Origin of the sequence: Sodalis sp. RH24, from assembly GCF_047324145.1 — a bacterium.
Taxonomy (GTDB): domain Bacteria; phylum Pseudomonadota; class Gammaproteobacteria; order Enterobacterales; family Enterobacteriaceae; genus Acerihabitans.
In genome coordinates this window covers 1974844-1995639 of record NZ_CP178729.1, presented here as the reverse complement: position 1 = coordinate 1995639, position 20796 = coordinate 1974844, and the positions used below count along the sequence as shown (strand labels likewise).

The following is a 20796-nucleotide window of genomic DNA, read 5'->3' as shown; positions in this document are numbered from 1 at the left end:
ATGGCCCGCAGACGTGGTCGGAATCAAATTAAGTCGGAAATTAACATTGTTCCACTGCTTGACGTGCTGCTGGTGCTGGTGTTGATTTTCATGGCGACGGCGCCCATTATCACCCAGAGCGTCGAGGTGGATTTGCCCGACGCGACGGATTCAAAAGCGGTCAGCAGCGATGATAATCCGCCGGTGATCGTCGAAGTATCGGGTGTTGGCCAGTACAGCCTGGTGGTGGATCACAACCGTATGGAACAGTTGCCGCCGGAGCAGGTGGTGGCCGAGGCGCGCTCGCGCATTACGGCCAATCCCAAAGCGGTATTCCTTATCGGCGGCGCGAAAGACGTGCCTTATGATGAGATTATCAAGGCGCTGAATTTGCTGCATCAGGCCGGCGTGAAGTCGGTGGGCCTGATGACCCAGCCCATTTAACGGCATGCTGATCATGCGCGATTTAACTGGCAAATCTGTTTGTGGGAATCGATTGTGGTAAAGGCAACCGAACAGAACGATAAGCTCAAACGCGCCATTATTATTTCGATTGTTCTGCATATTCTCCTGATCGGGTTACTGGTCTGGAGTTCCTACACGCAGACTCTCGAATCCAGTGGCGGCGGCGGAGGCGGCTCGTCCATCGACGCGGTTATGGTCGATCCCGGTGCCGTGGTGCAGCAGTATAACCGTCAACAGCAGCAGCAGACGGACGCTCAGCGCGCGTCGCAGCTGCGGGAAAAACAGGCGCAACAGCAGGCGGAAGAGCTGCAGCAAAAGCAGGCCGCCGAGCAGCAGCGCCTGAAAGAATTGGAAAAAGATCGGCTGGCGGCGCAGGAAGCGGCGCAGCAGCAGAAAGAACAGCAGGCGGAGCAGCAAAAACAGGCCGCGGAAGCCGCTAAACAGGCGGCGGAACAAAAGCAGCAGGCGGAAGCCGCCACCCAGCAGGCCAAGGAACAGCAGAAGCAGGCGGAAGCCGCGGCAGCCCAGGCCAAGGCCGAGGCGGCGCAGCAGGCCAAAGCCGCCGCCGAAGCGAAAAAACAGGCGGAAGCCGAGGCCAGTAAACAGGCCGCGGCGGCTGCGGCGGCGGCGAAAAAGCAGGCTGACGCGGCAGCGCAGGCCAAGGCCGAGCAGGCCGCCAAGGCGAAAGCCGTAGAAGACGCGAAAAAAGAAGCGGCCGCGGAAGCGGCGGCCGCCAAGGCGGAAGCCGCCAAAGCCGCCGCCGCCGAAAAAGCGGCGGCCACCGCCAAGGCCGACGCGGCCAAAGCGGCCGCCGCCAAAGCCGAAGCGGCCAAGGAAAAAGCAGACGCCGCCGCGGCGGCCAAGGCCGAACAGGCCGCCAAGGATAAAGCCGCCGCCGCGGCTGAAGCCAAGGCCGCCGCAGCAGCAGCCAAAAAAGCGGCCGGGGATGCGAAAAAAGCCGCCGCCGCCGCCGCTGCAAAAGAGTCTAATGAAGTCGATGATTTACTGGGTGGTTTGACCGATTCGAAAAACGCGCCCAAAGCCGGCGGCGGGCCAACCGGGGGCAGTAAGCCGAAAGGCACGGGCGCGAGCAAGGAGAGCGGGGCGTCGGGCGCGGAAATAAATAGTTACGCGGGCCAGGTTAAAGCGGCCATCGAAGCGAAGTTTTACAGCGATCCTTCATTCGCCGGCAAGACATGTGTGTTGCGCCTGAAACTGGCTCCTGATGGCATGGTCATCTCGGTCTCTTCCGAAGGGGGCGACCCGGCCTTATGCCAGGCGGCTGTCTCGGCGGCGAAACTGGCTAAAATACCGAAACCGCCAAGTCAGGCCGTTTATGAAGTATTCAAAAATGCGCCAATTGATTTTAAACCGCAATAATGGGTAAAGAAGTCAAAATATACCGGTGATGGTTTAAGATTTAGACTATGTTGTCTACCTGATGTATATGGTTTTGTTTACGTGGTTTAGTTAAAATTCTGCTAATTTATCGTGGCGTATCGCCTCGGTATGGGAGATGAAATGAAGCAGGCATTTCGAGTAGCGCTAGGTTTAATGATTTTATGGGCATCCGTGCTGCATGCGGAAGTGCGAATTGAGATCACGCAAGGGGTTGACTCGGCGCGGCCCATTGGCGTGGTTCCGTTTAAATGGGCGGGACCGGGCGCCGCGCCCGAGGACATCGGCGGCATTGTCGGCGCGGATTTGCGCAACAGCGGTAAATTTAACCCGATCGATGTGGCGCGTATGCCGCAGCAGCCCGCTACGGCCGCCGAAGTCACACCGGCGGCATGGACCGCCCTGGGTATCGACGCGGTTGTCGTGGGGCAGATCCAACCCAGCGCCGACGGTAATTTTGTCATCTCCTACCAACTGGTTGATACCTCCGGCAACCCCGGCGCGGTATTGGAGCAAAACCAGTTTAAAGTGAAAAAATCCGATCTGCGTTACGGTGCCCATGCCGCCAGCGACGGCGTTTTTGAAAAATTGACCGGGATCAAGGGCGCGTTTCGCACCCGTATCGCTTATGTGGTGCAAACCAACGGCGGGCAGTATCCTTATGAGCTGCGCATAGCCGACTATGACGGGTTCAACCAGTTTGTGGTCCACCGGTCTCCCCAGCCGCTGATGTCGCCGGCCTGGTCGCCTGACGGCAGCAAGGTGGCCTATGTGACGTTTGAAAGCGGGCGCTCGGCGCTGGTGGTGCAGGATGTCTATAAACAAACGGTAAGGCAGATTGCCAGCTTTCCGCAGCATAACGGCGCGCCGGCCTTTTCGCCGGACGGCTCCAAGCTGGCCTTCGCCCTGTCGAAATCCGGTAGTTTAAATATTTATGTGATGAATTTAGGCTCCGGCCAGATAACGCAAGTGACCGACGGTCGCAGCAACAACACGGAGCCGACCTGGTTCCCGGATAACCAGACCCTGGCGTATACCTCGGACCAGGGCGGCCGTCCGCAAGTGTATAAAGTGGGTATCAACGGCGGTAGCCCGCAGCGCCTGACCTGGGAAGGTTCCCAGAACCAGGACGCCGACGTGAGCGCGGACGGTAAGTTCCTGGTCATGGTCAGCAGCAACGGCGGCGCTCAGCATATCGCTAAACAAGATCTGGCGACGGGAGCCGTGCAAGTTTTAACGGCCACGTTCCTGGATGAAACACCTAGCCTCGCACCCAATGGCACCATGGTTATCTACAGCTCTACACAAGGGATGGGTTCCGTGCTACAGCTGGTTTCGATTGATGGGCGTTTCAAAGCGCGTCTTCCGGCGACTGATGGACAGGTCAAATTTCCTGCCTGGTCTCCGAATCTGTGATGCATGTGTAAATATGTATGGCAAACTATAAAAGGAAAATGAGATGCAACTGAACAAAGTGCTAAAAGGGCTGATGCTGGCCGTGCCTGTACTGGCTATCGCCGCGTGTAGTTCCCACAAAAGCGCTAACAATGGCGCAGATTCTGCCATGGGCGCTGGCACTGGTATGGACAATGCGAGCGGTGCCAATTCTTCTTCCGAAGAACAAGCGCGTCTGCAGATGCAAGAACTGCAACGGAACAATATCGTTTACTTCGATCTTGATAAGTACGATATCCGTTCTGATTTCGCCCAGATGCTGGACGCACATGCTAACTTCCTGCGCAGCAACCCATCCTATAAAGTGACCGTAGAAGGTCATGCGGATGAACGCGGTACGCCGGAATATAACATCGCCCTGGGCGAACGTCGCGCCAATGCCGTGAAGATGTATCTTCAGGGTAAAGGCGTCTCTGTCGACCAGATCTCTATCGTATCTTACGGTAAAGAGAAGCCGGCTGTGCTGGGACATGACGAATCGGCTTATGCCAAAAACCGTCGTGCCGTACTGGTATACTAAGAGAATTGCATGAGCGGTAACTTCAGACATTACCTGTTAAGTCTGTCGTTGCTGGTTGGCGTAGCGGCCCCTTGGGCCGCTACCGCCCAAGCGCCAATCAGTAATGTCGGCTCCGGCTCGGTGGAAGATCGGGTCACTCAACTTGAGCGTATTTCCAACGCTCACGGTCAGCTATTAACTCAACTTCAGCAACAACTCTCCGACACTCAGCGCGATATCGATTCCTTGCGGGGTCAAATCCAGGAAAGCCAGTACCAGCTTTCGCAAGTGGTGGAGCGCCAGAAACAAATCTATCAGCAAATGGACAGCCTGAGCAGCAAAGGCGGCCAGGATGCGGCTGCGGCCACGCCTGACAGCGGTGCGGACAACAGCGGCGCGGCAACCCCGTCCACTGGCGCCAGCGCCGATGCGGCGGCTCCTGCGGCCTCTTCGGCCGGCGGCAGCACCGGTGACGCCAATACCGATTACAACGCGGCGGTGGCTTTGGTACTGGAGAAAAAACAGTACGATCAAGGCATCACGGCATTCCAGAATTTTGTTAAACGTTATCCGGATTCAACCTACCAGCCCAATGCCAACTACTGGTTGGGTCAGTTGAATTACAACAAAGGTAAAAAGGACGATGCGGCGTATTATTTTGCCCTGGTCGTTAAAAATTACCCCAAATCACCCAAAAGCTCCGAAGCCCTGTTTAAAGTTGGGGTAATCATGCAGGAAAAAGGCCAGACCGACAAAGCCAAGGCCGTTTACCAGCAGGTTATCAAACTTTATCCCAACACGGATTCTGCCAAACAAGCGCAAAAACGCCTGTCCAGTCTTTGAACCATTCAGGCCTCTTGCGGGTATTACCCGCCGGATTCAGGCCTGGATGCTCGAAGATCAAGCAGTTGAACGCTATTGTGCAAATTTAGGTTGCGCAGAAAATTTTAGAAAGTAATATATGCCGCCGTTGCCACGGGAAAGCGTGACATCCCGGGCGCCAGCAAAATAACGGATATCAGGGTCGTTAGCTCAGTTGGTAGAGCAGTTGACTTTTAATCAATTGGTCGCAGGTTCGAATCCTGCACGACCCACCAATTTTGCAGATATCAAGTTTTATGAACACCGTCGCTAGTGTGGTATAGCGCAGGAGTTGTGCCAGATTCGAGCCTGCGCAGGTTCGAGCCGAGCGCAGCGAGACAGCGTTGCCGGTACGGCAACGACCCGGAGGGCGAGGCCAAGGCCGAGTCATCCTGCACGACCCACCACTATCCGGTCGCCACACAGTAAATCCCGCCAAGGGGTCGTTAGCTCAGTTGGTAGAGCAGTTGACTTTTAATCAATTGGTCGCAGGTTCGAATCCTGCACGACCCACCATTGTTATAAAATTCCCCAGGTTTGTTCCACTATACGTATTTACATAGCGCACTCGTCGTGCGGATGAGAACCTGCGCAGGTTCGAGCCGAGCGCAGCGAGACAGCGTTGCCGGTACGGCAACGCCCCGCAGGGCGAGGCCAAAGGCCGAGTCATCCTGCACGACCCACCATTATTATAAAGTTCCCCAAGCTTGTCGCCATTATCCGTATTTACATAGCGCACTCGTCGTGCGGATGAGAACCTGCGCAGGTTCGAGCCGAGCGCAGCGAGACAGCGTTGCCGGTACGGCAACGACCCGCAGGGCGAGGCCAACGGCCGAGTCATCCTGCACGACCCACCATTGTTATAAAATTCCCCAGGTTTGCCTCCACTATACGTATTTACATAGCGCACTCGTCGTGCGGATGAGATCCTGCGCAAGTTCGAGCCGAGCGCAGCGAGACAGCGTTGCCGGTACGGCAACGACCCGCAGGGCGAGGCCAACGGCCGAGTCATCCTGCACGACCCACCATTGTTATAAAATTCCCCAGGTTTGACTCCACTATACGTATTTACATAGCGCACTCGTCGTGCGGATGAGAACCTGCGCAGGTTCGAGCCGAGCGCAGCGAGACAGCGTTATCCACAAGAATTTTGCGACATTGCGCCCTGTATCGCACATATCGACTGGTGCGGCGCCGTAAAATCCATTAATGTTTTGCCTTCAGCGCCTGCCTGCATACCAAAGTCATATTAACTAAACAAAAACACAAAAAAATACAAAATTAACAGGACATTTGGTTAAAAATTGATTATTTTGTTTAGTATATAAAACACACGCGCTGCATAGACTGTGCAAACGCCTTTAACGGCGCCCAGCCCATGCGCGGGAACACAGCAGGATATAAGCAATGAGCGAAGTGTTGGATGTCAATGCGGCCATCTATCCTTTCCCACCCAAACCGCGCGCCCTGAACGCGGATGAAAAAGAATTCTATTACGCCAAGATCGCGCGCTTGCTGAAACAGCGCAACGCCGTTATGGTCGCCCATTATTATACCGACCCGGAAATCCAGGCGCTGGCGGAGGCGACCGGCGGCTGCGTGGCCGATTCGCTTGAAATGGCGCGGTTTGGCAGCACGCATCCCGCCACCACGCTCCTGGTGGCCGGCGTGCGGTTTATGGGGGAAACGGCGAAAATCCTCAGCCCCGAGAAAACGGTGCTGATGCCGACCCTGAAGGCCGAATGTTCGCTGGACCTGGGATGCCCGGTGGAGGAGTTCAGCGCGTTTTGCGCCGCCCATCCGGACCGCACCGTGGTGGTCTACGCCAATACCTCGGCGGCGGTTAAAGCGCGCGCCGACTGGGTTGTCACCTCCAGCATCGCCGTTGATCTTATCGAGCATCTTGATAGCCTGGGGGAAAAAATCATCTGGGCGCCGGACCGGCATCTCGGAAGGTATGTACAAAGCCAGACCGGCGCGGATATTTTATGCTGGCAGAGCGCCTGCATCGTCCATGACGAGTTCAAGACCCAGGCATTGCTCAATATGAAACGGCTTTATCCGCACGCGGCGGTGCTGGTACACCCTGAATCGCCCCAGGCCATTGTCGCCATGGCCGATGCGGTCGGGTCGACCAGCCAGCTGATCCAGGCGGCAAAAACCCTGCCGCAGCAGCAAATGATCGTCGCGACCGATCGCGGCATATTTTATAAAATGCAGCAGGCCTGTCCGGATAAAACCCTGCTTGAGGCGCCCACCGCCGGTGATGGCGCCACCTGCCGCAGCTGCGCCCATTGCCCCTGGATGGCCATGAACGGCCTGAAAGCCGTCGCTGACGGCCTTGAACAGGGCGGGGCTGCCCATGAGGTCCATGTGCCGGATGAATTGCGTGTCAAGGCGCTGGTGCCGTTAAACCGCATGCTCGCCTTTGCCGCCGAGCTTAAGGTACGGGTTACCGGCAACGCTTAATGATGATGGTGGGCATGGGCCAGCCCGCCGCCGTCGTTGATACCGCAATCGTCCTCGGGGCAGTTGCGGTATTCCATCTGCACGGTGGCATGGCTGATGTGATAATGGTCCAGCAGAAAATGCTGGATTTGATGCAGCAGCGCATCATGATCATAGGGCGGAATCACCTGCGCATGCAGGGTCATCACCGGTTTTTCGCCCACTTGCCAGATATGGACATGATGGATGTTGCGCACCTCGGGAATATTCAGCGACAGATCCCGTTTCAGTTTCTCGATATCTATGCGGCTGGGCGTGCCCTCGAGCAGCTCATGCAGGCTTTCGCGCATCAGCCGCCAGCCGCTGCGCAGCACCAGGCACGAGACCAGGATGGATAAGATCGGATCGATGGGCATCCAGCCGGTCATCAATATCACCACCGCCGCGATAATCGCCCCGACCGATCCCAATAAATCCCCCAGCACATGCAGCGCGGCGGCGCGCAGGTTGATGTTTTTTTCACCTTCTCCCCCATGCAGCAGCACGAAAGACAGCAGGTTGGCCAACAGGCCGGCAACGGCGATAATCATCATGGTCCAGCCGGCCACCGGATGGGGCTGGTAAAAACGCCGTATCGCCTCCCAGACAATCAGCGCGGTAATCAACAGCAGGGCCAGCGCGTTCACGAAGGCCGCCAGGGTGGTCAATCTCAGGTAGCCGAAGGTATGGCTGCTGCTGGGTTTACGTTGGGCGAACCGTACCGCCAGCAAGGCCATCAACAACGCGGCGGCGTCGGTCAGCATATGCCCCGCATCGGCCAGCAGCGCCAGCGATCCCGACAGCAGCCCGCCCGCCACTTCCACGGCCATAAAAACAGCCGTTACGGCAAAGGCCGCCATCAGGCGTTTATTATTGTTGTTCGCCTGCGTCCCATGCTCCTGGGCATGGGATGGCGAAGGGTTATGTGTCGATGCCATGCATTTTCCTGTAAAAGCGCAACCTGTCTACCAAGATAGTAGCCGAGAAACGAAGGGTTGCCGTAGGGATTTCTCAGGTTATTATGGTAACGGCGGCGGTAATAATAAATGCCGCGGGCGGCGGAACGTTGCGCCGGTTTGGCGCCTTGATGCTATTGTTTATAACAAACGCGCTGGATAATGCCGCTCAGCAGCCATAATACATAAAAAAAGAAACCAGGCTGTAACCTGATTTCTCTTGAAAAAGCTGAATAATAAAGCAGGGGGAAGCCTGCCGGTTCAGTTTTTAATTGGTGGTGCCGTCGGTTTTAGTGGCCTCGGTAGTGCCGCTTTGGCCGGTTTCAACTTTGGAATTGGTGTCCGGGCAACGGCCGTCTTTACACATGGTATTTTTGTGTACCTCGGAGGCGTTTAAATCAGAGGTGGCGTCGGTGCTGCCGGTCTTGGAGGTATCGGTGCCGCCGGTATTGATTTTGTCGTTGCTGACGCCATTTGGCGCGGTATTCTCTTTAGAACCGGCTCCGCCAGATTGGTTTTGCTGGCCATTATTGGAATTGGTGCTGCCGGCTGCTGTGGAATCTGCCGCCATGGCCGCACCGCTGCCCAGGGTCATTACAGCGGTAATAAACAACATTGCCATTTTCTTCGTGGTAGTGGTTTGCATATTATTTTCCCTCTTTCGTGCCAGGGGTGATTATCAAACCCGCATTTTGACATGTTTAGCGGGCGCAAAACCTCACCGAGGCGCACCCAATGGCCTCGCAAGGAAATGGTAAGCCGAAAGAGCGGGGCTTTTAAGTTCCCGTTATCGTTGGCTTATCACTATTTAAGGATAGCCAAGAATCGGGAGTTATCAAATTTCAAGGCAATTTACTGGCGAAAGGCTTGAAAGCATGTGTACAGTATCAATCCCGCCAGTGAGATTAAACGGCAAAAATTCAAGATGTTATGAATAAGCGCAGCCGCGTGGAGAGAAAACGGACCCCCTATGAATTACCTTAACGACGATCTAAGAATTAAAGATATTAAAGAGTTACTGCCGCCGGTGGCGCTGCTGGAAAAATTCCCCGCCACCGAGCGCGCCGCCAGGACGGTATCAAGCGCCCGCGCCGCAATTCACAAGATCCTCAAGGGCAACGACGACCGCCTGCTGGTGGTTATCGGCCCCTGCTCGATTCATGATACCGCGGCGGCCACAGAATATGCCGCGCGTTTGCTTGCTTTGCGCCAGCAGCTGAGCGGCGATCTGGAAATAGTGATGCGGGTATATTTTGAGAAGCCGCGCACCACCGTAGGCTGGAAAGGGCTTATCAATGACCCGTTAATGGATAACAGCTTCCAGATTAACCAGGGCCTGCGCATTGCCCGTAAACTCCTGCTGGATATTAACGATACCGGCCTGCCGGCGGCCGGCGAGTTCCTGGATATGATTACCCCGCAGTACGTCGCGGATCTGATGAGCTGGGGCGCCATCGGCGCGCGCACCACCGAATCACAGGTGCATCGCGAGCTGGCCTCAGGCCTCTCCTGTCCGGTGGGTTTTAAAAACGGCACCGACGGCACCATCAAGGTCGCCATTGACGCTATCAATGCCGCCGGCGCCGCCCATTGTTTTTTGTCGGTGACCAAGTGGGGCCATTCCGCCATCGTCAACACCAGCGGCAATAGCGACTGCCATATCATTCTGCGCGGCGGCAGGGAGCCCAATTACAGCGCTCACCATGTTAACGCGGTAAAAGTGGGGCTGGCCAAGGCCAACCTGCCCGCCCAGGTGATGATAGATTGCAGCCACGCTAACAGCAGCAAGCAGTACAAAAAACAAATGGAGGTCGCGCAGGATGTCTGCACGCAGCTGACGGCGGGCGAAAAGGGCATTATCGGCGTCATGGTGGAAAGCCACCTGGTGGAGGGTAACCAGAGCCTTGAGAGCGGTGAACCCCTGGTTTATGGCAAAAGCATTACCGATGCCTGCATAGGCTGGCCGGATACCGAAGCGATGTTAAACCAATTGGCCCAGGCGGTACGGGCACGGCGTCTGGCGGCGGGCCGGGACGTTAACCCTGCTGCCTGAAAGGATATTGCCGGATGATGCTTATCCGGCAAATAACGCGGATTTGCGGCGTTTATTCTCCCGGCGCGGGCGCCGGGGGGATTTACAGGGTTATTTCGCTTTACCCTGGTTGGCTACTGCGGCGGCCTTGGCGGCGATTTCCGCGGCGTTGCCCAGATAGTAATGCTTCACAGGTTTCATGTTTTCGTCGAACTCATACACCAGCGGTACGCCGGTCGGGATATTCAGCTCAAGAATCTCTTCTTCGCTCATATTATCCAGAAATTTCACCAAGGCGCGGATCGAGTTGCCGTGCGCGGCGATAATAACGCGCTCGCCTTTTTTCATGCGCGGTAAAATTGTATCGTTCCAGTAGGGGGTGACGCGCTCAATGGTCAGCGCCAGGCTTTCAGTGGTCGGCAGCTCTTCCGCGGTCAGTTTTGCGTAACGGGGATCGTGGCCGGGGAAACGTTCGTCATCGCGGCTCAATTCCGGCGGTGTGACGGCAAAACCACGACGCCATTGCTTTACCTGTTCGTCGCCGTATTTTTCAGCGGTTTCCGATTTGTTCAGACCCTGCAACGCGCCGTAATGGCGTTCATTCAGGCGCCAGGATTTTTCCACCGGCAGCCAGGCCTGATCCAGTTCGTCCAGGATGTTCCACAAAGTATGGATGGCGCGCTTTAAAACGGAAGTATAAGCAAAATCGAAGATAAAACCTTCTTCCTTCAGCTGCTTACCCGCTTGTTTCGCTTCAGTACGGCCTTTGTCGGACAGATCGACGTCCGTCCAGCCGGTGAAACGATTTTCATTGTTCCACTGGCTTTCACCGTGTCGTACCAGAACCAGTTTCGTTACAGCCATCGCTTGACTCCTTAAAGTCTAAAGATTTTTATGAATACTATTAGCATTATATTGCCTGGCCGGGTGGGGCGGCAACCGCATAAGGTCAAACATAGCGAAATAAATGGTTCAGCGATAGCAGTCAGAGCGCGACAAACTGATAACGGGTTGATGAATGATAAGTTTCACCGGGTTTTAGCCAGCAATCCGGCTGTGGCCATTCCGGATGGTTAGGGCTGTCCGGCAGGAATTCGCTTTCCAGCGCCACGCCGCTGTAGTTCTGATAATCGCCGCCCTGGCGCGCCGGCGTGCCGGCCAGGAAATTGCCGGTATAAAGCTGTAGCGCCGGCGCGGTGGTATACACCTTCAGCAAGACCTGATTATCCGCCGACCACAACTGGGCGGCCGGCGTCTCGCCGTCAGTGCAGGCGGGGTAGAGCAGATAGGCGTGATCATAGCCTTTCATGCGCTGCTGATCGCGATCGCGCAGGAAATCCCTGGCGATGGTCTTGGGCTGGCGAAAATCCATGCCGGTATTTTCCACATCGGTTAACGGCGCGCAGGGAATGCCTTCGCTGTCCACCGGCAGGTATTGCGTGGCGTAAATCTGCAGTTTTTGCTGGCGCACATCGCTATTGGCGCCGTCCAGATGGAAATAAGCATGGTTGGTCAGGTTTACCGGGCACGCTTTATCCACCGTCGCCCGATAGTCAATGGCCACCTGGCCGTCGTCGTTAACGGTATAGCGCACTTCGGCGACCAAATTACCCGGAAACCCCTGATCGCCGTCGGCGGATTGCAGCCGGAACAGCACTGAGGTCTGGGTATGTTCGACGCATAACCAGCGGCGGGCGTGGAATCCCTGCGGACCGCCGTGCAGCTGATGGGCGCCCTGATTGGCGCTGAGCGGCCAGGTGCCGCCGCTACGGGTCAGGGTAGCATTGGCGATACGGTTGGCATAGCGGCCGACGGTGGCACCCAGGTAGGCCGTCTGGCGGGTATATTCCTCCGGCGACGGACAGCCCAGGAGCACCTCGCGCTTATTGCCGGATTTCAGCGGCAGCTGGCACGAAAGCCAGGTGGCGCCCCAATCCATCAGCGTAATCTGCATCCCCTGTTCGGTTCCCAGGGTGACGCATTGGAATGGCTGGCCGTCAGGGGCGATACCTGATTCATACTCTTTTAGCATATGGCTGTTCCTTCACTCGCGTGACATACATAAAACGCCTCTTTCAGGCCGGTTTTTTGCTGATACTGGCTGGCGACCGCCTGGCGCACCGCGTCCACGCGGTCCGTCGGCATCAGCGCCACCACGCATCCGCCAAAACCACCGCCGGTCATACGCACGCCGCCCCGATCGCCGATTTCCCGCTTCACGATGTCCACCAGGGTATCGATGGGCGGCACGGTAATCTCAAAGTCGTCGCGCATCGAGGCATGGGACTGCGCCATCAGGGTGCCCATCAGGGTCAAATCGCCCGCGGCCAGGGCATCCGCCGCCGCCAGCGTGCGCGCGTTTTCCGTCAGGACATGGCGCACGCGCTTAGCGACAACCGGATCCAATTCATGCTCTACGGCGGCGAACTGGCTTAATTCCACATCGCGCAGCTTATCGGCGGTAAAAAAACGCGCGCCGGTTTCGCATTGTTCGCGGCGGGCATTGTATTCACTGTCCACCAGACCGCGTTTGACGTTGGAATTGATAATCACCACCGCCACGTTATCCGGCATCGGCACCGCGCGCGTGCCCAGAGTGCGGCAATCGATCAGCAGCGCGTGGTTATCCTTGCCCAGCGCGGAGATCAGCTGATCCATAATGCCGCAGTTACAGCCGACAAACTGGTTCTCCGCTTCCTGGCCGTTCAGCGCCAGGGCGACGTTATCCAGCGCCAGGTGATAAAGCGTTTGTATCGCCTTGCCCACCGCCACTTCCAGCGAGGCCGACGAGCTTAAGCCCGCGCCCTGCGGGACGTTGCCGCTCAGCACCAGATCGGCGCCGCCGAAGTGCGGGTCGCGTTGCTGTAAATGTTTGATCACGCCGCGCACATAATTGGACCATTGCTGGGTCGGATGAGACAAAATTGGCTCATCCAGGGAAAAAATGTCTTGCTCGCCGTCACAATCCACGGCAATAACCCGGATTTGACGATCATCACGTTTTGCCGCGCTTACAACCGTGGCGTAGTCAATGGCGCACGGCAGTACAAAACCGTCATTATAGTCGGTGTGTTCGCCAATCAGATTAACGCGCCCGGGAGCCTGTACCGTGAGGGTGGCGTCATAGCCGTAGGTCTGGCGGAAAACAGCTTCGGTGGTGTTTTTTAAGGTCATTGTGCTACTCCGGATTCCCGAAAATGAATATCGCTGACCGCGCGCAGGCGATCGCTGGCTTGTTCAGCGGTCAGGTCACGCTGGGTTTCCGCCAGCATTTCATAACCAACCATAAATTTCCGCACCGTTGCCGAACGTAACAGCGGCGGATAAAAGTGTGCGTGCAGCTGCCAGTGGCTATTGTCCTGCTCAAGATAGGGCGCGCCGTGCCAGCCCATCGAATAAGGAAAGGAGCAGTTGAACAAATTATCGTAACGGCTGGTCAGCTTTTTAATGGCCACGGCCAGATCGGCGCTTTGCGCGGGGTCCAGGTCGTCCAGACGCAACACATGGGCCTTGGGCAGCAGCAGGGTTTCAAACGGCCAGGCCGCCCAGTAGGGCACCACCGCCAGCCAGTGTTCGGTTTCCACCACCGTGCGCGCGCCGTCCGCCAGTTCCAGCTTCAGGTAATCCATCAGCAGCGGGGAATGCTGCTGCAAGAAGTAGTCGCGCTGCAGCCGGTCTTCGCGCTCGGCCTCGTTGGGCAAAAAGCTGTTGGCCCAGATCTGGCCGTGCGGATGGGGGTTGGAGCATCCCATGGCCGCGCCTTTATTTTCAAATACCTGCACCCAGGGATAGCGCTGTCCCAGATCGGCGCTTTGTTCCTGCCAGGTCTTGATCACGGCTTCCAGCGCCGGCAAAGATAACTCCGGCAGGGTTTTGCTGTGATCGGGGGAAAAACAGATAACGCGACTGGTGCCGCGCGCGCTTTCACAGCGCATCAGGGGATTATCGCCGGCCGGGGCGTCCGGGGTATCCGTCATCAGCGCGGCAAAATCATTGGTAAATACGTAGGTGGTGGTGTAGTCGGGGTTTTTATCGCCCGATACGCGGGTATTGCCCGGACAGAGAAAACAGTCGGGGTCGTGCCGGGGCAACGTTTGCACCGACGGCGTTTCCTGCTGGCCCTGCCACGGGCGCTTGGCGCGGTGCGGCGAGACCAGAACCCATTGTCCGCTGAGCGGATTGTACCGCCGATGGGGATGATCGACGGGGTTAAAATGTTGCATACTTTCTCCTGAAACTCAATCCGGATAACCGTTCGGGTGGCGCGACTGCCAGCGCCAGGTATCGGCGGCCATCTCTTCCAGCGAGCGGCTGACCCGCCAGTGCAAATCACGCGCGGCTTTATCCGGCGCGGCCCAATAGGCGGCCAGATCGCCTTCGCGGCGCGGCGCGAAATGATATGGCACCGGTTTGCCGCAGGCGTTGCTAAAGGCTTTCACCACGTCCAGCACGCTGTACCCGACGCCGGCGCCAAGATTATAAATATGGGTACCGGGTTTATCCCGCAGCGCCTTCAGCGCCGCGACATGGCCGTCCGCCAGATCCATGACATGAATATAGTCGCGTACGCCGGTGCCGTCATGGGTGGGGAAATCATTACCGAAGATGGCCAGTGATGGACGGCGCCCCACCGCAACCTGGGCGATAAACGGCATCAGGTTGTTGGGAATGCCCTGCGGGTCTTCGCCCATATCGCCGGAGGGATGGGCGCCGGCCGGATTGAAATAGCGTAATAATGTCATGCTCCACTCCGGCTGCGCGCGCTGCGCGTCCGCCAGGATCTGCTCGACCATCAGCTTGCTGCGGCCATAGGGGCTGGAAGGCTGGCCGGTGGGAAGGCTTTCGTCATAGGGGACCACGGGCTGATCGCCGTATACGGTGGCCGAAGAGCTGAAGATCAGGTTCCTGACGCCCGCCTCGCGCATGGCGGCCACCAGCGTCAGGGTGCCGCAGACATTGTTATCATAGTAGTCGATGGGTTTTTGCACCGATTCGCCCACCGCTTTCAAACCGGCGAAATGAATCACGGCATCGATGGCATGCTCGGCAAAAATGCGTGCCAATAACGCCTTATCTCGGACATCGCCGTGGTAAAACGCGGGTGTTATCTTGCCGAGGCGCGCCATTGTTTCAAGCACGCTGCGTTTGCTATTGCTCAGGTTATCCAAAATGACCGGGCTGAAACCGGCAGCGCTCAACTGCAGGCAGGTATGACTACCAATGTAACCGCTACCACCCGTGACTAATATAGACATTTATGACTCCTGTAACCTTTCATCGCGGTAAATTAGCATGGCTAAAACCGAAAAAAGGTGATCGTACCGATAAAAAATGAAATCGATTACACTCAATATTAGCGCATTTTCGCGCGCCATGCCTCAGGCAAAATCAGAGGTTGGCCAGGATAATCACGTAGGAATGAGGAAGGCCGGCCGGAAAAGGGGAGAGCGTTCCCACCGGCCTATCATCCGCATCGCCGCCAGGCAGGGCGGCGATGCGGGGTTAACGTCGCGCCGGAGCGCTAACGGCGCAGGTCATCGATCTGATAGCGATAGGCATCATCCTGGGGGACGAACGTCAGCCGGTGCGTAATACAGTGCGGGGCATCTTCCGCGTGATGGGAAACAAACAGCAGCTGCGTTTCGCCTTCGCCGATCAGCACGTCGATCCAACGGCGCACCAGTTGCCGGTTAAGGGGGTCCAGCCCTTGCAGCGGCTCGTCAAGAATCAGCAGGGCAGGGTGCTTGACCAGGGCGCGGGCGATAAGCGTCAGGCGCTGCTGTCCCCAGGATAAGCCGTGAAACGGCGCATCCGCCGTCGCCTCCAGCCCCAGCAGTCGCAGCCATTGGCCGGTCAGCTGCTGCTGGCGGTCGGACACCGCCTGGTAGACGCCGATGGAATCAAAAAAGCCGGATAAAATCACGCTGCGCGCGCTGGCGCTGACCCGGTAATCCAGATGCAGGCTGCTGCTGACATAGCCGATATGCCGTTTAATATCCCAAATCGTTTCGCCGCTGCCGCGGCGGCGGCCGAACAGCGTCAGGTCATTGCTGTAACCCTGGGGATGATCGCCGGTTACCAGGCTGAGCAGGGTTGATTTGCCGGCGCCGTTCGGCCCGACAATTTGCCAGTGCTGGCCGGGCAATACCTCCCAGTCAAGATGATGCAGGATCGGCCGATCCTGGTAGGAGACCACGCCGTTGCGCAGGGTGATCAGCGGCCGGTCGGCGGGCAGGGCGACGTTTAGCCTGGGCGCTTCGGTTTCCGGCAGGCGCATGCCGGAAAGGGATTCCGCGTGCGCCAGCTGCGCCACCAGCGCCTCGGCCAAAAGCGTGGCGCGATCGCCGGTACAGGTTAAGGCGCAATCCACCAGGATGCCGACGTTATCGATATAGTCGGGGATATCGTCAAACCGGTTAAGCACCAGCACCAGGGTCATGGACCTGTCCGCCAGGACGCGCAGCATATCGCCGAGCTGCGCCCGGGAGGCGACATCCAATCCGTCGAAGGGCTCATCCAGGATCAACAGGTCCGGCCGGGCCATCAGCGCCTGGCACAGCAGGGTTTTACGCGTTTCACCCGTCGACAGGTATTTAAAGCGGCGCGATAGCAAATGCGTTATGCCAAACCGCCCGGCCAGTTCATGGCATAACGCCGCGTCACTGATATCCTGCTGAATGATTTCTGCGGTGGTACGCCCGGTGTCCTCCTCGCCATCGCTCAGCAGATCGGTATTGTTGCGTTGCCATTCCTGCTCGACCAGTTTTTGCAACTGCTCCAGTGAAAGCCGGGAGATGCGTTGATAATCGCTTTGCCTCAGGCCGGACAACACCGCCAAATCACCGGCCAGGGCGCGGGCCAGGGCGGACTTGCCGCTGCCGTTGGCGCCGACAAAGGCCCAGCGCTCTGCGCTGCGCAGCGTCAATTCTCCGATAGTTAACCGGCGTGTATCGCTAAGACGAAACGACCCTTGCGAAATATGCAATGACGACATTGATTGTTCCTTTTTATGCAACTTATGTCGTCAGCATCTTTTTTTTACCGCCTAAAGTCAATGCGCGGGCGCGCTTTCAGCACAGCGTGGCGATGATGACCTGGTCGGCGTTAAAATATGCTGTGATTGGCAGTCCCGCCGACAAATGTTGTTCGGCCGCCGCATTTTTTGGCAAGGTGGCGCAGACGATTTCCCCGCCGGCAAGCTTCAGCAGCGCCTCGTCGTTCTCCTCGCCTTCTTCCAGATGGGCCAGGGTGCCGTGCAGGACATTATCGGCGCCGGGGACGGCGACATGGCCCGCGCGCACCGACACCCAGGGCGCTTTGATAAGCAGCAGCACTTCCTTCCCCGGCACCAGCTGCAACCGGTCGGCGCTTTGCTGCGTCAGGGCCACCGCCAGCCGTGTGCGCCCATCCGCCAGCAGGATATCGACGTGTTGCTGCACCTGCTGATGGCTGCGCGTGAGCACGGTGCCGAAAAATTGGTTGCGGGCGCTGGTCTGCAGCGAAAAGCGCGAAATGGCCGCCAACAGGCTATCAAGCGGTAACGGGTCGTCCTGCAGCACGTCAAAGGCCTTTTGCTGGATTTGCCCCAACAGGTCGTAAAGCTGCAGCAGCCGCTCCGCATACCGCGTCAGAGTGGCGCCGCCGCCGCCTTTGCCGCCGGTGGCGCGTTCCACCAGGGTCTGCTCCGCCAGTTCGTTCATGGCGCTGATGGCGTCCCAGGCACTTTTATAGCTGATGCCCGCCAGTTTTGCGCCCTGGCTGATGGAGCCGGTGTGTTTGATCTGCTTGAGCAGGGCGATGCGCCGCGGATCGGCAAAAAGGCGTTGCTGGAGTTTCAGGGTTAAAAGAATTTCGGCCTGCATGCCTGTGCGCCTTGTATGAGATTAAACGTTGCGCTGGGTGACGCGCGTTGATGGCTACGAATTGTCGCCGATCTTACGCCGGCGGGCAAATGACCTGTCGCCGCGCGTGCGCTTTCTGCGGGGTATAACATAAAAAGCCTAAGTTGCCGCGCCATAAACTGGTATAAAGGGGGATAATCATAGCAACATCGCCGGCGGCAGCGGCATGATACGAGGTGAAGATGTTAGAATTACTGGAAAGTTTGCTAATGGTAGTGCTGATGGTGCCCATCGTGATGGTGATCATTCTTGGATCAATCTATGGCCTGGGCGAGCTGTTTAACATTATCTCGAAAATCGGCCAGCCTAAACAGAAGCGTGATCCCCATGCCGATGATAAGCGCGGTGCCGATGCGCATTAATGGTGACGGGCCTGTGCCGCTTTGGTGGTAATCATTCGCGCGGTGAGCCTGTTTTGCCAATAAAGCCCCGTTTCGGGGCTTTTTCATGCCGGTTTATCAATAAAGTTATTATCGGTAAACCGAAAACATCTACGTATCTGTTGTTCTTTATGTATTGTGCGGGATTGCCTGGAAGAGAGTTAAGGATATTTTCTTTTAGGTGTATGCCGCCGGTGGCGCCTGTATCAATAAGTAAGTGATGGATGACTTCACCGTTTATATTTAATGTAGTTAATGGCTCACAAATATTACTGAATATGATATTGTTTTTTACAGCATAACACGCAGGCGCAGTTAACATTATTACCATGAGTAAGGATGATCTTAAAGCGGTATTCATCATTTTCTATTCCTAAATGCGTTGCCAGTACTTCAATACTAATGCCCATTTCATTCAGTGTTCGTCGGGACCATGCGCCATTTTTTCTATGCTTTAGTCTAGGCGTTCGGTAGATTTTCTTTTTCGTTAAACATTCATTTAAGAATCAGTGATAGTATCATTTTTGAACGAAGCATGATTTTAGCGTATGCAATAGCGACGTTAACGAAACAGAAATAAAAGATTATTAATCATTCGTTGACCAGTTTCGTTAATTGTATGGTGTGAAATTCTTTGATTAGCAATATATCTGGGAAACATAATAATGGTTAGCCAGCACTCTTTCGAGGAAATAAAGAACGCGATTTTTTCAATTTCCGGACATATGGGAATCGATCAGACTGAGCTGCTTAATGCCCGGGACGATCAACATGCCGATGAGATCTTTAATGAACGCCTGACGCGCCTTCTCGCCAGCTATGCCGATGCCAGGCTTGCCGCGCGGCGCAATGATCGCGCGATGCTCAAAACATCGCTATTGCAGGCCAAGCTGCGCACTATGTCGTTAACCACCTTCTTTACCGCCCTGGAAGATGACTGCATTGCCCTGTTGTCCTTATGCGATGCCGCCGCTATACCCGCCGGTCAGGATGTCGACGCGGTATAAGGTTACAACCGCCATAAACGCGGCGAAATAAGTTGTTTCCGGCGAGAAATAACACGGTGAGATTCATATTGAACAGACCGGCCATCAGCCATTGACAATGCGGGGTTCGCGCCTAATTCGCGTCGAAAATGGTATCGCGGCACCTGTTTACCCTTCAAGTCCATCCTAGGCTTTACTTGCACACTTTCGGCTAATACTCTGTTGGCGTTGAAGTGATGTTTTAACGATCAAAGAGGATGTGATGGAACAAGCGGAAAAGGGCAAACAACGGCTGGCGGTGCTATTCGGCGGGCAATCCACCGAACACGAAGTCTCGTTACGGTCGTCCATTAACGTGATTAATGCGGTCGACAGGCACAAATTTGATCTGACATTAATCGGTGTCGATAAGCGTGGCCGGTGGACCCTGTGCAATGAAGCCGATTACCTGCTTTATCCCGACGACCCGGCGCGGATAAAACTGGCTCCCTCGGCCCGTTATCTGGCGGTGGTGCCGGGGCAAAACGCCGCGCAGCTGATTGATATCACCAGCGGCGAAGCGCTGCCCGCCATTGATGTGGCTTTTTCCGTGCTGCACGGCGGCGCCGGCGAGGATGGATCCATCCAGGGATTGCTACGGGTTCTGGGCGTGCCCTTTGTCGGGCCGGATGTTCTGGGTTCCGCGGTCTGCATGGATAAAGACATGACCAAACGCGTGCTGCGCGACGCGGGCCTGCCGGTGACCCCGTCGGTCACGCTCCACCGCACCGATTCCGCCACGGCGGACTTTGATGCTATTGTGGGACAGCTGGGGCTGCCGCTGTTTATCAAGCCGGCCAGCCAGGGATCCTCGGTTGGCGTCAGCAAGGTCGTGGATGCCGCCGGATTCCGGCAAGCGCTGATTATGGCCTTTGCCTTTGATCACAAGGTCCTGGTTGAAACGGCTATCGATGGGCGTGAAATCGAGACGGCGGTATTGGGCAACGACACCCCCGCCGTCAGCGTCTGCGGCGAGATTGTCGCCAATGACGAATTTTATGCCTACGACACTAAATACCTCAAGGGCGGACAGGCGGAACTGGAGATCCCGGCGCAGCTGGATAGCGCCGTTAGCGATGAAATACGCCTGATCGCCCAGGCCGCCTTCCGGGTGCTGGGCTGCGCGGTCATGGCGCGGGTGGATTTTTTCCTGACGCGGGAGCAGGAGATCATCATCAATGAAGTGAATACCATCCCCGGTTTTACCTCCATCAGCATGTATCCAAAATTATGGGAAGCCAGCGGGCTGGGTTATCCGCAACTGGTGGATAAATTGATTACCCTGGCGCTGGATCGCGCCCGGGACGCGGCCGCTATCAAAACCGACCGATAGTCACTTCTTCCCGCGGTGTTCCGGG

General features: G+C 56.6%; 20 protein-coding genes, 2 tRNA genes and 4 other RNA genes. 16 read left to right on the top strand and 10 right to left on the bottom strand.

The window, feature by feature from the left end; translation table 11 throughout:
- The 12 genes from tolR (at position 1) to nadA (ending at position 7126) form a co-directional block, all read left to right on the top strand.
- Positions 1-423, top strand: a complete 423-nt coding sequence (gene tolR, locus ACL2XG_RS09190; RefSeq protein ID WP_410016037.1) for a colicin uptake protein TolR — start codon at positions 1-3, stop codon at positions 421-423.
- 54 nt (positions 424-477) lie between these two features.
- Positions 478-1824 carry a cell envelope integrity protein TolA gene (gene tolA / locus ACL2XG_RS09185; RefSeq protein WP_410016036.1) on the top strand — a complete coding sequence of 449 codons (1347 nt, stop codon included), beginning with the start codon at positions 478-480 and terminating at the stop codon, positions 1822-1824.
- 141 nt (positions 1825-1965) lie between these two features.
- Positions 1966-3258 (top strand): Tol-Pal system beta propeller repeat protein TolB, encoded by a 1293-nt coding sequence (gene tolB, locus ACL2XG_RS09180; RefSeq protein ID WP_413722319.1) that lies wholly within the window; start codon positions 1966-1968, stop codon positions 3256-3258.
- 43 nt (positions 3259-3301) lie between these two features.
- Entirely contained in the window at positions 3302-3817 is a 516-nt protein-coding gene (gene pal / locus ACL2XG_RS09175; RefSeq protein ID WP_410016034.1) for a peptidoglycan-associated lipoprotein Pal, read from the top strand.
- A 9-nt stretch (positions 3818-3826) separates the two neighbouring features.
- Positions 3827-4639, top strand: a complete 813-nt coding sequence (gene cpoB, locus ACL2XG_RS09170; RefSeq protein WP_413722320.1) for a cell division protein CpoB — start codon at positions 3827-3829, stop codon at positions 4637-4639.
- Positions 4640-4817: 178 nt separating this feature from the next.
- Positions 4818-4893, top strand: a tRNA-Lys gene (locus tag ACL2XG_RS09165).
- Between the two features lie 44 nt (positions 4894-4937).
- Positions 4938-5064: non-coding RNA, RtT sRNA (locus ACL2XG_RS09160), on the top strand.
- Between the two features lie 33 nt (positions 5065-5097).
- Positions 5098-5173 (top strand) — tRNA-Lys (locus ACL2XG_RS09155).
- Between the two features lie 43 nt (positions 5174-5216).
- Positions 5217-5343, top strand: a non-coding RNA gene (locus tag ACL2XG_RS09150) — RtT sRNA.
- Between the two features lie 44 nt (positions 5344-5387).
- Positions 5388-5514, top strand: a non-coding RNA gene (locus tag ACL2XG_RS09145) — RtT sRNA.
- A 44-nt stretch (positions 5515-5558) separates the two neighbouring features.
- A non-coding RNA gene (locus ACL2XG_RS09140) (RtT sRNA) lies at positions 5559-5685 on the top strand.
- A gap of 379 nt (positions 5686-6064) precedes the next feature.
- Complete coding sequence (nadA, locus tag ACL2XG_RS09135; protein ID WP_413722321.1) at positions 6065-7126, top strand: quinolinate synthase NadA; 1062 nt, start codon at positions 6065-6067, stop codon at positions 7124-7126.
- On the opposite strand, the gene zitB is transcribed toward nadA, so the two are convergent.
- Together zitB and ACL2XG_RS09125 are read right to left on the bottom strand one after the other, a co-directional pair.
- A complete protein-coding gene (gene zitB / locus ACL2XG_RS09130; protein WP_413722322.1) occupies positions 7123-8082 on the bottom strand; it encodes a CDF family zinc transporter ZitB in 960 nt (319 codons plus the stop codon). The two genes, nadA and zitB, sit on opposite strands and share 4 nt — an antisense overlap.
- A 286-nt stretch (positions 8083-8368) precedes the next feature.
- Entirely contained in the window at positions 8369-8746 is a 378-nt protein-coding gene (locus tag ACL2XG_RS09125; RefSeq protein ID WP_410016030.1) for a protein YbgS, read from the bottom strand.
- A 324-nt stretch (positions 8747-9070) separates the two neighbouring features.
- On the opposite strand from ACL2XG_RS09125, the gene aroG reads away from it, so the two are divergent.
- Positions 9071-10153, top strand: coding sequence for a 3-deoxy-7-phosphoheptulonate synthase AroG (gene aroG / locus ACL2XG_RS09120; protein ID WP_413722323.1), 1083 nt, complete (start codon positions 9071-9073; stop codon positions 10151-10153).
- A gap of 90 nt (positions 10154-10243) precedes the next feature.
- On the opposite strand, the gene gpmA is transcribed toward aroG, so the two are convergent.
- From gpmA to modE, 7 genes are all read right to left on the bottom strand, one after another.
- Entirely contained in the window at positions 10244-10996 is a 753-nt protein-coding gene (gpmA, locus tag ACL2XG_RS09115) for a 2,3-diphosphoglycerate-dependent phosphoglycerate mutase (protein WP_410016028.1), read from the bottom strand.
- Between the two features lie 121 nt (positions 10997-11117).
- Complete coding sequence (gene galM, locus ACL2XG_RS09110; RefSeq protein ID WP_410016027.1) at positions 11118-12164, bottom strand: galactose-1-epimerase; 1047 nt, start codon at positions 12162-12164, stop codon at positions 11118-11120.
- Entirely contained in the window at positions 12158-13306 is a 1149-nt protein-coding gene (gene galK, locus ACL2XG_RS09105; RefSeq protein WP_410016026.1) for a galactokinase, read from the bottom strand. The genes galM and galK overlap by 7 nt, the downstream gene beginning before the upstream one ends.
- Positions 13303-14355 (bottom strand): galactose-1-phosphate uridylyltransferase, encoded by a 1053-nt coding sequence (gene galT, locus ACL2XG_RS09100; RefSeq protein ID WP_410016025.1) that lies wholly within the window; start codon positions 14353-14355, stop codon positions 13303-13305. The genes galK and galT overlap by 4 nt, the downstream gene beginning before the upstream one ends.
- A gap of 15 nt (positions 14356-14370) precedes the next feature.
- Positions 14371-15387 (bottom strand): UDP-glucose 4-epimerase GalE, encoded by a 1017-nt coding sequence (galE, locus tag ACL2XG_RS09095; protein WP_413722324.1) that lies wholly within the window; start codon positions 15385-15387, stop codon positions 14371-14373.
- 266 nt (positions 15388-15653) lie between these two features.
- Complete coding sequence (modF, locus tag ACL2XG_RS09090; protein WP_410016023.1) at positions 15654-17126, bottom strand: molybdate ABC transporter ATP-binding protein ModF; 1473 nt, start codon at positions 17124-17126, stop codon at positions 15654-15656.
- A 76-nt stretch (positions 17127-17202) separates the two neighbouring features.
- Positions 17203-17994 (bottom strand): molybdenum-dependent transcriptional regulator, encoded by a 792-nt coding sequence (gene modE, locus ACL2XG_RS09085; protein WP_413722325.1) that lies wholly within the window; start codon positions 17992-17994, stop codon positions 17203-17205.
- Between the two features lie 221 nt (positions 17995-18215).
- Here modE and ACL2XG_RS09080 point away from each other — a divergent pair, with 221 nt between their 5' ends.
- Positions 18216-18395, top strand: a complete 180-nt coding sequence (locus ACL2XG_RS09080; protein WP_410016021.1) for an AcrZ family multidrug efflux pump-associated protein — start codon at positions 18216-18218, stop codon at positions 18393-18395.
- A 31-nt stretch (positions 18396-18426) separates the two neighbouring features.
- On the opposite strand, the gene ACL2XG_RS09075 is transcribed toward ACL2XG_RS09080, so the two are convergent.
- Complete coding sequence (locus tag ACL2XG_RS09075) at positions 18427-18777, bottom strand: hypothetical protein (protein WP_413722326.1); 351 nt, start codon at positions 18775-18777, stop codon at positions 18427-18429.
- Positions 18778-19138: 361 nt separating this feature from the next.
- On the opposite strand from ACL2XG_RS09075, the gene ACL2XG_RS09070 reads away from it, so the two are divergent.
- Both ACL2XG_RS09070 and ddlA read left to right on the top strand, forming a co-directional pair.
- Entirely contained in the window at positions 19139-19420 is a 282-nt protein-coding gene (locus tag ACL2XG_RS09070) for a hypothetical protein (RefSeq protein WP_413722327.1), read from the top strand.
- A 241-nt stretch (positions 19421-19661) separates the two neighbouring features.
- On the top strand, positions 19662-20771 hold the full coding sequence (gene ddlA, locus ACL2XG_RS09065; RefSeq protein WP_413722328.1) for a D-alanine--D-alanine ligase: 1110 nt from the start codon (positions 19662-19664) through the stop codon (positions 20769-20771).
- Positions 20772-20796 lie beyond the last annotated feature (25 nt).